This is a genomic window from Streptomyces sp. NPDC048415 (genome assembly GCF_040651675.1).
GTDB lineage: Bacteria > Actinomycetota > Actinomycetes > Streptomycetales > Streptomycetaceae > Streptomyces.
Map to the genome: position 1 here is coordinate 39,409 of NZ_JBEZKJ010000014.1, position 11,248 is coordinate 50,656.

General features: G+C 71.3%; 10 protein-coding genes. 4 read left to right on the top strand and 6 right to left on the bottom strand.

From position 1 onward, the window contains the following. The first annotated feature begins 51 nt into the window (after nucleotides 1-51). Nucleotides 52-471 carry a pyridoxamine 5'-phosphate oxidase family protein gene (locus AB0D27_RS12700; RefSeq protein ID WP_362506229.1) on the top strand — a complete coding sequence of 140 codons (420 nt, stop codon included), beginning with the start codon at nucleotides 52-54 and terminating at the stop codon, nucleotides 469-471. 103 nt (nucleotides 472-574) lie between these two features. After that, nucleotides 575-1,627, top strand: coding sequence for a phosphotransferase (locus AB0D27_RS12705; protein WP_362506232.1), 1,053 nt, complete (start codon nucleotides 575-577; stop codon nucleotides 1,625-1,627). Between the two features lie 99 nt (nucleotides 1,628-1,726). On the opposite strand, the gene AB0D27_RS12710 is transcribed toward AB0D27_RS12705, so the two are convergent. Next, complete coding sequence (locus AB0D27_RS12710; protein ID WP_362506235.1) at nucleotides 1,727-3,301, bottom strand: protein kinase; 1,575 nt, start codon at nucleotides 3,299-3,301, stop codon at nucleotides 1,727-1,729. A 305-nt stretch (nucleotides 3,302-3,606) separates the two neighbouring features. On the opposite strand from AB0D27_RS12710, the gene AB0D27_RS12715 reads away from it, so the two are divergent. Further along, nucleotides 3,607-5,235: a protein kinase gene (locus AB0D27_RS12715; protein ID WP_362506238.1), complete on the top strand. Its 1,629-nt coding sequence runs from the start codon at nucleotides 3,607-3,609 to the stop codon at nucleotides 5,233-5,235. A 72-nt stretch (nucleotides 5,236-5,307) separates the two neighbouring features. On the opposite strand, the gene AB0D27_RS12720 is transcribed toward AB0D27_RS12715, so the two are convergent. Further along, complete coding sequence (locus AB0D27_RS12720) at nucleotides 5,308-5,850, bottom strand: bacterial proteasome activator family protein (RefSeq protein WP_362506241.1); 543 nt, start codon at nucleotides 5,848-5,850, stop codon at nucleotides 5,308-5,310. 194 nt (nucleotides 5,851-6,044) lie between these two features. Between AB0D27_RS12720 and AB0D27_RS12725 the strand changes: the two genes are divergently transcribed. Further along, on the top strand, nucleotides 6,045-6,581 hold the full coding sequence (locus AB0D27_RS12725; protein ID WP_362506244.1) for a hypothetical protein: 537 nt from the start codon (nucleotides 6,045-6,047) through the stop codon (nucleotides 6,579-6,581). 32 nt (nucleotides 6,582-6,613) lie between these two features. Here the strand turns inward: AB0D27_RS12725 and AB0D27_RS12730 are convergent, their stop codons facing one another. From AB0D27_RS12730 to AB0D27_RS12745, 4 genes are read right to left on the bottom strand one after another with little or no spacing between them, the layout of a single operon-like run. Continuing rightward, nucleotides 6,614-7,594 (bottom strand): NAD(P)H-quinone oxidoreductase, encoded by a 981-nt coding sequence (locus tag AB0D27_RS12730; RefSeq protein ID WP_362506247.1) that lies wholly within the window; start codon nucleotides 7,592-7,594, stop codon nucleotides 6,614-6,616. A 30-nt stretch (nucleotides 7,595-7,624) separates the two neighbouring features. Beyond that, nucleotides 7,625-8,722 (bottom strand): potassium channel family protein, encoded by a 1,098-nt coding sequence (locus AB0D27_RS12735; protein WP_362506250.1) that lies wholly within the window; start codon nucleotides 8,720-8,722, stop codon nucleotides 7,625-7,627. After that, nucleotides 8,719-10,203 carry a molybdopterin molybdotransferase MoeA gene (locus tag AB0D27_RS12740; RefSeq protein ID WP_362506252.1) on the bottom strand — a complete coding sequence of 495 codons (1,485 nt, stop codon included), beginning with the start codon at nucleotides 10,201-10,203 and terminating at the stop codon, nucleotides 8,719-8,721. The genes AB0D27_RS12735 and AB0D27_RS12740 overlap by 4 nt, the downstream gene beginning before the upstream one ends. Further along, a complete protein-coding gene (locus AB0D27_RS12745) occupies nucleotides 10,200-11,207 on the bottom strand; it encodes an NTP transferase domain-containing protein (RefSeq protein ID WP_362506255.1) in 1,008 nt (335 codons plus the stop codon). The genes AB0D27_RS12740 and AB0D27_RS12745 overlap by 4 nt, the downstream gene beginning before the upstream one ends. Nucleotides 11,208-11,248 lie beyond the last annotated feature (41 nt).

Consider the following 11,248-nt stretch of genomic DNA (forward strand, 5'->3'; position numbering starts at 1 on the left):
GGAGGCGGTTGGCTCTTTTCGAGTCCCTCCGGGTGCCGGAGATTTGGTGGCATGCCCACCGTCGAACGGCTCGCCGTGGACCTGATCGGCGGCACCGATTACGGCCGGGTGGCCACCGGCATGCGTGCGCTGCCCTTCCTCGCGTTCGCCCGGCACATCGTGGTCGACGGCCGTGTGCTGCTGCGCATGCCCCGCGGCTGCGGATACCACCACGCCTGTGCCGGCAGCGTCGTGTACGGCACCGACAACCTGAGTTCCGCGCGGACGGGCGAGAGTCTGTGGTCCGTGCAGATCGTGGGCCAGTGCGAGCCGGCCGAGCCGACCGCCGCCGAACTGGAGCTCTTCGGTCCCGCCCCGCGCCTCGTGGACGGCGAGCCCTTCGAACCGGTCTATCTGGGTATCGAGCCACAGTTGGCCACCGTGCACTCGACGGACGGTGGCCTGGAACGGCGGTTCCAGCACTTCCTGTGACTGTGCTCTGACCGAAGACGACTGTCTGTGACAAGCACGAGGTCAGAGGCCCGGCTCGTGCCCTAGCATCTGGCGCGTGCCGCGCTCATCTGTACCACCCCCTGTGCCTCACGCGCCCCCTCTGGGCGCCCTCCTCCGCCAGTACGCCGCCGGGTCCGCGCTGACCTGCGAACCCGTCGACCAGGGGCTGCTCAACCGCGGCTACCGGCTGAGCACCACCCGCGGCCGGTACTTCCTCAAGCACCATTTCGACCCGGAGACCGCCGACCCTGTCGCCATCGCCCGCCAGCACCGGGCCACCCAGCGCCTCGCGGACCTCGGCGTCCCGGTCGCCCCGCCCCTGCCCGGCACCGACGGACGCACGGTCGCCGTCATCGCGGGCCACGCGTACGCACTGCACCCGTGGATCGACGGACGGCACCGGCACGGCGGCCAGCTCAGCACCGCGCAGTGCGCGCGACTGGGGGCGCTCCTGGGCGTCGTACACGCCAGTCTGGAACGGGTGATGCCGACGCAGAGGCGCGCTCCACGGGCGCGCGCCTCCGAAGCGCGGTCACCGGACGAGAGGAGCGCTGGGGGCGCACGCCCCCAGAGCGCGGACCCCTCCGCCACCTTCGCGCTCATCGACCACCTGCTCGCCCAGGTGCGCCGACATCGCCCCTGTGACGCCTTCGACGAACTGGCCCGGCACCGGCTCCTGGAGCGGCGCGCCCTCCTGGAGCGGCACGCCGACCGGCGTCCCCCGCAGGGCGGTTCGGTGGGCTGGGTGCACGGCGACTTCCATCCGTTCAACCTGCTGTACCGCGACGGCGAACCGGCCGCGATCGTCGACTGGGACCGCCTCGGCGTCCAGCCCCGCGCCGAGGAGGCGGTACGCGCCGCGGTGATCTTCTTCGTACGTCCCATCGGCACGCTCGACCTGACGAAGGTACGGTCCTACGCGCGCGCGTACCGGCGTACCGCGGGCGCCACTCCCGCCGAACTCACCGCCGCCGTGCACCGGGTGTGGTGGGAGCGCCTCAACGACTTCTGGATACTGCGCTGGCACTACGAGCGCGGGGACACCCGCGCCGATCCACAGTTCCCGGCGGCCTCGGCTCTGGCGGTGTGGTGGACGCGGGAGTACGAGTCGGTGCGCGAGGCGTTCGTGGGCTGATCGGCACTCCGGGGGCGGTCACCAACGGCACGCGCGCGTGGAGCCCGTTTTCGGGCCGCACGCGCGCGTGGTGGGTGGTTCGGTCGGCAAGCCGGCGGGTCAAAGACCCCCGTCCCCGCCCGCGATGGTGCCACCGGTGCCGGTGCCGCCGTCCGTCGGAACCGGCGTCGTCGGGCCCCCCGTAGGCGTCGTCGGACCGTCCGTCGGTGCCTCGGTGGTCGGCGTCGACTTGGTCGGCTCGTCGCTCGGCGCGTCCGTGGGCTGCGTGGTGTCGCTCGCGGACGGCGTGTACGACGGCGCGGAACCGGTGCCGCCGCTGTTGCTCGTCGAGTCGTCCGTCGACTGGTCCGTGGGCTGGTCCGTCGCCTCGTCGCTGGGCGTCTCGCTGGACTGGTTGTCCGTGCTGGAGTGCGTGGTGGTCGGCGACTGGGTGGTACCGGTTTTGCCCCCCGTGCCGCCACTGGTGTTGTGCAGGGCGAGCGCGACACCCGCCGCGATGGCGATCACCGCGAGGACCGCGAGGATCCACAGCTTGCCGCGGCCGCCGCCCTTGTTGCCGTGCCCCTCGAAACCGCCGTCGTCCCGGCCGCCGTACCCGTTGGGCAGGATCTGCTGCGGGATCTGCGTGGTCCCGGAGTCGCCGGGATGCGGCAGCGCGGTCGTGCCCGCGAAGCCCGCGGCCGGGGTGTGCAGACCCTCGTGCACGTCCACCGGGCCGGTGTTCCAGGTACCGGTGTGCCCGCCCTGGTCGTACAGCATCTGCAGCCCGTACTGGACGAGCCCGCGCATCTCCTCGGCGGTCTGGAACCGGTCGTCCGGTTCCTTGGCGAGCGAGCGCATGACAAGGCCGTCGAGCTCCGGCGGCACCGCGTCGGAGACCTGGGACGGCGGCACCGGGGTGTCCTGGACGTGCTGGTAGACCACCGAAAGCGGTGTCTCACCGGTGAACGGGGGCCGCAGCGCGAGGAGTTCGTACAGGAGACAGCCGGTCGCGTACAGGTCGGAGCGGTGGTCGACGGCCTTGCCGAGCGCCTGCTCCGGGGAGAGGTACTGCGGGGTGCCCATGACCATGCCGGTCTGCGTCATCGTCGACTGCGCGCCGTGCAGGGCGCGCGCGATGCCGAAGTCCATCACCTTCACGGCGCCGGTGTGCGTGATGATCACGTTCGCCGGCTTGATGTCGCGGTGCACGATGCCGTGCTGGTGCGAGTAGGCGAGCGCCTCCAGGACACCGGAGACGATGATCAGCGCCTGCTCGGGCCCGGGGGCCTCGGCGTTGAGCAGCAGATCGCGGATCGTGCGGCCCTCGACGATCTCCATCACGATGTAGGGGACGACGCCGTGGCCGACCACGTCCTCGCCGGAGTCGTACACGGCGACGACCGCGTGGTGGTTGAGCCCCGCGACCGACTGGGCCTCGCGTGTGAAACGGGCCTTGGAGACCGGGTCCTCGGCCAGATCGGAACGGAGCAGCTTGACCGCGACGGTGCGTCCGAGGCGTACGTCCTCGGCCGCGAACACCTCGGCCATGCCGCCCCGGCCGAGTCTGCGGGTCAGCCGATATCGGCCGTCGCCGACCAGCCCGCCGTTACCCCACATCTCCGGCGCATCTGACATACCGCCGCCAGTCGCCTCGGGGTCGGACGGGCCCTGAGCGCGCTGCTGCTGTGCCATCAGTCCTCGCCGTCGTTTCTGCCCGCGGTCTGCGCGGTGGTTGTTACGGTCTCCGTCGGGCCACGCTACAGGCTCCGCGCAAGGCGCCGGTCCGAGATGAGCGTGAGATGGACCGGCCATCAAACCCCTCGCAGGTCCCCGCGTGCAAATTCTGTGTACCGGCCGTACGGCACCTGTAACGCTTCCGCGACGCTTCTTTCGCAGACGGTCACGGAACGGGCACCGAGCTTGACGTGTCAGTGCCCTCGGGCAGACTTGGCCGGGAATAAGCCAATCGATCATCGAGGCCGCGGGGGACGCAGAACATGAGCCAGGACGGCGCACAGGGCCGGTACGCGGGGCGTGCGGTCGCCGGCGGCCGCTACCAGCTGCGCGATCTGCTCGGCGAGGGCGGCATGGCCTCGGTGCATCTCGCGTACGACTCGGTGCTCGACCGCCAGGTGGCGATCAAGACGCTGCACACCGAACTCGGCCGCGAGCAGGCGTTCCGTGAGCGCTTCCGCCGCGAGGCCCAGTCGGTGGCCAAGCTCACGCACACCAACATCGTCTCCGTCTTCGACACCGGCGAGGACGACCTGGACGGCATGACGACCCCGTACATCGTCATGGAGTACGTCGAGGGCCGCCCGCTCGGCTCCGTGCTCGACCAGGACGTCGCGCAGTACGGCGCCATGCCCGCCGACAAGGCCCTGAAGATCACCGCGGATGTGCTCGCGGCCCTGGAGATCAGCCACGAGATGGGCCTGGTCCACCGGGACATCAAGCCCGGCAACGTGATGATGACCAAGCGCGGCGTCGTCAAGGTGATGGACTTCGGCATCGCCCGCGCCATGCAGTCCGGCGTCACCTCGATGACGCAGACCGGCATGGTCGTCGGCACCCCGCAGTACCTCTCCCCCGAGCAGGCCCTCGGCAGAGGCGTGGACGCCAGATCCGACCTGTACTCGGTCGGCATCATGCTGTTCCAACTGGTCACCGGCCGACTGCCGTTCGAGGCGGACTCGCCACTGGCCATCGCCTACGCGCACGTCCAGGAGGAGCCCGTCGCGCCCTCCTCGATCAACCGCTCGCTGCCCCCGGCCGTGGACGCGCTGGTCGCCCGCGCGCTGAAGAAGAACCCGAACGAGCGTTTCCCGAGCGCCGAGATCATGCGGGACGAGTGCCTGCGCGTGGCCCAGTCGTTCCAGGCCGCCGCGCCGAGCATCGTGCCCGGCGCCCAGACGTCGAGCGGCGCGGGCGTCGCCTCCGCCGTCTTCCCGCCGGTCGAGCAGGGCACTCCGGCGCCGGGCCCCGTCCACACGCCGTACCAGCCGGGCCCGTACGGCACGCCGACCCCGGCGCCGTCTCCCGCGTACGGCTATCCGCAGCAAGGCGGCTACCAGACACCGCCGCAGACCGCCGCGTACGCCCCGCAGCAGGCCACCTCCACTCCGCCGCCGTACAACCTCACGCCCCAGGCCACGACTCCAGTCTCGAGCGGCTCGGGCGGGCGAAAGAGCAACAAGGGCGTCATCGTCGGCTCGATCGCGGTCGCGCTCATCGCGATCGGCGGCCTGATCACCGCGCTCACGCTGAACGGCGGCAGCAGCGACGACAACGGGAACGGCGGAGACGCCAGCAAGTCGCCGACCGTGGTGGCGGGTCACCGGGATCCCGACACGTCGAAGACGATCGACAAGGAGAAGTGCACCTCTCCGGAAGAGTCGTACGACGACCCGAACAAGATCCAGATCCCCAGCTTCCAGTACAAGAACCTGACGTCGGTGAAGGCCTGCTTCCAGGCCGCGGGCTGGCAGATGAAGGTCACACGCGTCGACGAGAACGTCTACGGCGAGGACACGATCATGGATCAGTTCCCCTCCGAGGGAACGGACGTCGACCCGAAGAAGATGCCCGAGATCGAGCTCAAGGTCTCGACGGGCGACCCGGCCTGAGCGGCAGCACGAGGAACGGGCCCGGCACTTCGGTGCCGGGCCCGTTCCGTCGTCAGTGATCTGACGGGGGGGTTACAGGTACGGACCGCCGGAGCGGCCGACCGTGCGGGGGTCCTCATCGCCCTCGCCGCCGCCGACACCCGGTGGGAGGGCGCGGCGCATCTGCTCCAGCTGGGCCCTGGCCGCCATCTGCTGGGCGAACAGGGTCGTCTGGATCCCATGGAAGAGACCCTCGAGCCAGCCCACCAACTGGGCCTGCGCGATTCGCAGTTCGGCGTCACTGGGAGTCACGTCGTCCGTGAAGGGCAGGGAGAGCCGCTCGAGTTCCTCGACCAGCTCGGGGGCCAGACCGTCTTCCAGCTCCTTCACCGAGCTGGCGTGGATCTCCTTGAGCCGGACGCGGCTGGCTTCGTCCAGAGGCGCGGCACGCACCTCCTCCAGCAGCTGCTTGATCATGCTGCCGATGCGCATCACCTTGGCGGGCTGTTCCACCATCTCTGTCACTGGGACCTCGCGGGAGTCCTCGTCTCCGGTGCCACCGAGAGCCATCCCGTCCTGGCCAACGACCAGGATCTGAGGGTTCTCCGGCGACCTTTCGTTCCTCGGCATCTCCATGCCGCCATTCTCTCGCACGGCTCCACCACATCACGGTGGTGCCCCCCACAGAGGGTGATCCACCACATCCGCGGGCGCCATTCGGCCCGGTGCACGCGAGCAGTGCGGTCACACTCCGTCGAGATGCCGTGCGCATGGAGTCATGTGAGGCTGGTTCCGTCGAAATCGGGACCTATTGGGAAGGGGTCATCGGAGTGAGTCCATGGCTCCGCACGCTGCTTGCCACCGGCCTGCCGGCCGCCGTCCTCGTGACCGGCGCCGCGCATCCGTCCTACGCCGAGCGTGTCTCGCACGCGGCCGAGCTCGCTCCGTACGCGGCCGAGCCCGCCCCATACGCCGCCGAGCGTGCTCCGTACGCCGCCGAGCGTGCTTTTCCGGACGTCGCCCGGCCCAGCGCCGACGCCTCCCATGCGGGGAGCCCCGCGGGCGTGGGACGCGCTCGCCCGGGGCGCCCGGATTCGGACACCTCGAACGAAACGGACTCCGAGGACACCGAGGCGACCGACTCGGACCCTGAGGCCGACCCCGACGCCGAGGTCCCGGACACCTCGGAGGCGAGCATCGCCCCCCAGCCGTCGCCCCACGACGCGATCCCCGCCGAGCAGAGCGTCGTACGCTCCGGTCCCGACCCGCAGCCCGTACTCGAAATCCTGCCCCTGGGCAGCGGGCTGATCCTCATCGGCCTGGGGCTGGGGCTGGCATTCGTGGCGCTGCGGGTCCGGCGCCGCTGAGACGGCGCGCCCACCGGGCGGCCGAGCGGCTGCTAGGGAACGACGAGCAGCACCTTTCCGATGTGGCCGCTCTCCTCCAGAACCCGGTGGGCCTGGGCCGCGTCGCTCATCGGCAGCTCGCGGTCGATGACCGGACGTACGTGACCGGAGTCGATCAGCGGCCACACATGTTCGCGTACGGCCGCGACGATCGCCGCCTTCTCGCCGAGCGGGCGGGCGCGCAGCGAGGTCGCGCTGATGGCGGCGCGCTTGTTGAGGAGGGTGGCGATGTTCAGCTCACCCTTGATTCCCCCCTGCATACCGATGATCGCGAGCCGTCCGTTGACGGCGAGGGCGCGCACATTGCGGTCCAGGTACTTGGCGCCCATGTTGTCGAGGATGACGTCGGCGCCGGCGCCGTCGGTGGCCTGCTTGATCTCCTCGACGAAGTCCTGCTCGCGGTAGTTGATCAGGATGTCCGCGCCCAGTTCGGCGCAGAAGTCGAGCTTCTCCTTGGTGCCCGCCGTGACCGCGACCTTCGCGCCGACGGCCTTGGCCAGCTGGATCGCCATGGTGCCGATGCCGCTGGAGCCGCCGTGCACGAGCAGGGTCTCCCCAGGGCGCAGATGCGACACCATGAAGACGTTCGACCAGACGGTGCAGGTCGCCTCCGGCAGCGCGGCCGCCTGCTTGACGTCCAGGCCCGCGGGCACGGGCAGCAGCTGTCCGGCCGGAACGGCGACCTTCTGGGCGTATCCGCCGCCCGCGAGCAGCCCGCAGACCTCGTCGCCGACCGCCCATCCCGAGACACCGGGTCCGACGTCGACGACGCGCCCCGAGCATTCGAGCCCGGGATACGGGGACGCGCCGGGCGGCGGGTTGTAGAGGCCTTGCCGTTGCAGCAGGTCGGCGCGGTTGACGGCGCTGGCCACCACCTCGACCAGCACTTCGCCCTCGGCGGGCACAGGATCCGGGACCTCGTCCCACACCAGCGCCTCGGGCCCACCAGGTTCTGGAATCGTGATCGCGTACATGAGGGCGACGCTACTCCTGGGCGGCGCGGGCTACTCGTGTGGGAGGGGCCGGATGTCGGGCGCCACCTGCGTGCCGGGGGTGACACGCACGATGGTGATGAGCCGGTCCGTCAACTGCAGTGTTCCGACGGCCGGATCGTCGTATCCGAGCACCCGATGCCCTCGTACGACACTCACCACCAGGTCGGCGGTCTCGCGTACGCCCTTGCCCACCTCGGCCTTTATGACCGGCCGTTCGACGATGTCGAGCCCGCTGCCCTGCTGGATGAGGTCCTCCATGACCATGCCCGCGGCGGGGCTGAGCACGGAGAGCCCGAGCAGGCGGCCGGCGGCGCTGGCGCTGGTGATGACGGCGTCGGCGCCGGACTGCTTGAGCAACGGCGCGTTCTCCTCCTCCCGCACGGCGGCGACGATCTTCGCCGCACGGTTCATCTGCCGGGCGGTCAGAGTGACCAGTACGGCGGTGTCGTCCCGCTGGGTGGCGATGATGATCTGCCGCGCCTTGCGCACCTCGGCCCGCACCAGCACATCGCTGCGCGTAGCGTCGCCGACGATCCCCGCGTATCCGTCAGCCGTTGCCGCGTCGACCACCTTGGAACTGGGGTCGACGACCACGACCTGTTCCTTCCTCAGCCCGGTCGCACAGACCGTCTCAATGGCCGACCGCCCCTTGGTCCCGAAGCCGACAACAACGGTGTGATCCCTCAAAGTCGCCCTCCAGCGGTTCAGCCGCCATTCCTCCCGGGTGCGTTCCGTGAGGACCTCCAGGGTGGTGCCGACCAGGATGATCAGAAACAGCACGCGCAGCGGCGTGATGACGAAGATGTTGGTGAGCCGGGCGGCGTCGCTGACCGGGGTGATGTCGCCGTATCCGGTGGTGGAGAGGGTGACGGTCGCGTAGTAGAAGGCGTCGAGCAGGTCGACGGCGCCGTCCGAGTTGTCGTGGTAGCCGCCGCGGTCGATCCAGACGATGAACGCGGTGGCGACGAGCACCAGCAGGGCCATCACCAGCCGTGTGCCGACCTGCCGGACCGGGCGTTCCACGACTTTCTTCGGGAGTTTCACCCGATGGGTCACGAGATGTTCGTCCGCCTGGCGGGCGATCGCGTCATGGCCCGGAAGTTTCACGTGAAACACACGTCGATTCCGGCGGTGGCCCAGGGCAGGTCCAGGAGTTCGAGTTCCTGACCTGCTCGTGCACCGCCCGGTGGTACGACCGCGAGGGCGTCGGACGCCGCGATGCCCCGCAGCATCGCCGGGCCGTTGTAGTGCAGCGGCACCGCTTCCTCGGCGCGCAGGGCGACGGGGATGAGCCGAGTGTCGTACGGGTGCCCGTGCACGGCGTCCTTCAGAGGCAGTGTGTACGGCTCCGGGGCCGCGCGGCCGGCGAGGGTGCGCAGCAGGGGTTCGGCGAGCGTGAGCAGACCGGAGACGGCGGCCAGGGGGTTGCCGGGCAGGCCGACGAGGTGCTGGTTCTCCTTGGTGCGGGCCAGCAGCATCGGGTGGCCAGGGCGCACCTTGACGCCGTCGACGAGGAGTTCGGCGCCGATGCGGCGCAGGGTGGGGTGGACGTGGTCGACGGGGCCCGCGGCGGTGCCGCCGGTGGTGACGATCAGGTCGGCGTCGGAACCGGCGATCGCCTTGTGCAGCGCCTTGGCGTCGTCGCCGAGCCTGCGCATCCTGACGACCTCGGCGCCGAGCGCGCGCAGCCAGGGCGGCAGCATCGGGCCGAGCGCGTCCCGGATGAGCCCATCCTGCGGCAGACCCTTGACGAGCAACTCGTCGCCGAGCACGAGGACTTCGACGCGCGGGCGGGGAACGGCCGTGAGGGTGTCATACCCGGCGGCCGCGGCGAGGCCCAGCACGGCGGGGGTGACGAGTGCGCCGGCGGGCAGCAGCTGATCGCCGTTGCGGCACTCCTGGCCGCGCGGGCGGATGTCCTGCCCGTGCACGACCTCCCGGGTCGCATGCAGCCGCCCCTTGTCGTCCGTCCGACCGTGCTCGCTGCGCAGTACGGCGGTGACGTCCTGGGGGATGCGCGCCCCGGTGGCGATCCGCACCGCCTCGCCGTCGGTGAGCGCCTGCGGCTCGGCGTGCCCGGCGAGCACCCGCTCCTCCCGTACCTCCCAGGGGCCGGGTCCCGCGACCGCCCAGCCGTCCATCGCGGAGGTGTCGAAGGAGGGGAGGTCCGTGAGCGCGCTGAGGGGGGCGGCGAGGACGAGGCCGAGGGAGGCCTCGAGGGGTACGGAGGCGGGGGCTCGGCGCGGTACGGAGCGGGCGGCTCGCTCGGCGGCGACGCGGGCCTCGGGCCAGGGGGTGGCCTTGTGGTGCTCGTGCTGGACGGCGTGCGCGCCCGGCCCGCCCTGCGGGGCGGGGGCGGGGACGGAAGGGGTGTCGTCGCTGTGCTCCGGGGCGCGGGCGTTGCTCTCCTTCACCAGGGCGAGGGCCTCTTCGACGTCGAGATCGTGCGCGTCCCCGTTCTGCCGGCCGCCGGACCCCGGCTCCCTGGGCCTTTGGTCACCGCTGTCCTTCACCAAGGCCAGAGCCTCCTCCACGTCGAGTTCGTCGGCGTCCTGGCTGCCGGCGGCCCGCGCACCCGGCCCGGTCATCCGGCGTCCGGCTTGGCCTCGGAAGCGTCGGGCTTGGCGTCGGAAGCATCCGGCTTGGCCTCGGGGACATCCTCGTCGGCCCAGCGGAGCGCCAGAGCGGCGGCCTTGCGGGAGGCCTCCGCGACGGCTTCCGGGCCTCCGCCGGCCAGCGCGGCCGCGTAGCCCACGAGGAACGTGGTCAGCGGCGCGGCGGGCCGGGCCACTCCGTGCGCGGCGTCGCGGGCCAGGTCGAGCAGTACGCCGGTGTCGACGTCCAGATCGATGCCCAGCTCGTCCTTGACTGCGGAAATCCATTCATCCAACACGTGCCCATGCTCCCTGATACGTGCCCGGGCGGCGGCGATGTCGTCCCAGGTGTCGCAGTCGAAGGACGCGACGGGGTCGGTGATGCGGGTGAGATCGAGCGCGGCGGTGAGTCGCCGCAGTGGCAGCCCGGTCAGCGCGCCGTGGGTGGCGGCGAGTGCGGCCAGCTCCCGGCGCAGGGCCGCCGTGCGGTACGCGGCCACCAGCGGCTGGTCGCGACCGTCGAAGTCGGTGAGGAGCACGCCCTCGTGTTTGGCCGAGTCCGCCGGGGCGCCACTCGTCCGCAGGGCGCTCAGCAGACTCCGGACCGTTTCCTCGTCCAGGAACGGCAGATCGGCTGAGAGCACCAGGACGTGCTCCGCCGAGGTGTGCCGCAGCCCGGCGTCGAGCGCGGCGAGAGGCCCCCCGCCGGGCGGGTCCTCGCGGGCCCACTCCACGGGGCGCTCGGTGGCCCTGCGCTCGGCGACGACCACGGTGGTGGCGGCACCCCGGCAGGCGGCCAGCACGCGGTCGAGCAGCGCCCGGCCGCCCACCCGCAGTCCGGGCTTGTCCGCGCCGCCCAGCCGCCGCGCGGCGCCGCCCGCGAGCACGACGGCGTCGTACGGGACAGCACCGCCGGGGCTGCGAGGCCGCTGCGGGCTGTCCGGCGGGTCGGGGCTGTCCGATGGCTCGGACGTGCCCGGTGGCTCGTACGCGGTCATCCCCCGAGTATGGGCGCCCCAAGGATCATTGCCACCCCCGT

Coding starts and splice junctions, on each gene's coding strand:
- AB0D27_RS12700 (WP_362506229.1), top strand. CDS start 52: ATGCCCACCGTCGAACGGCTCGCCGTGGACCTGATCGGCGGCACCGAT.
- AB0D27_RS12710 (WP_362506235.1), bottom strand. CDS start 3,301: ATGGCACAGCAGCAGCGCGCTCAGGGCCCGTCCGACCCCGAGGCGACT.
- AB0D27_RS12715 (WP_362506238.1), top strand. CDS start 3,607: ATGAGCCAGGACGGCGCACAGGGCCGGTACGCGGGGCGTGCGGTCGCC.
- AB0D27_RS12720 (WP_362506241.1), bottom strand. CDS start 5,850: ATGGAGATGCCGAGGAACGAAAGGTCGCCGGAGAACCCTCAGATCCTG.
- AB0D27_RS12730 (WP_362506247.1), bottom strand. CDS start 7,594: ATGTACGCGATCACGATTCCAGAACCTGGTGGGCCCGAGGCGCTGGTG.
- AB0D27_RS12740 (WP_362506252.1), bottom strand. CDS start 10,203: ATGACCGGGCCGGGTGCGCGGGCCGCCGGCAGCCAGGACGCCGACGAA.
- AB0D27_RS12745 (WP_362506255.1), bottom strand. CDS start 11,207: ATGACCGCGTACGAGCCACCGGGCACGTCCGAGCCATCGGACAGCCCC.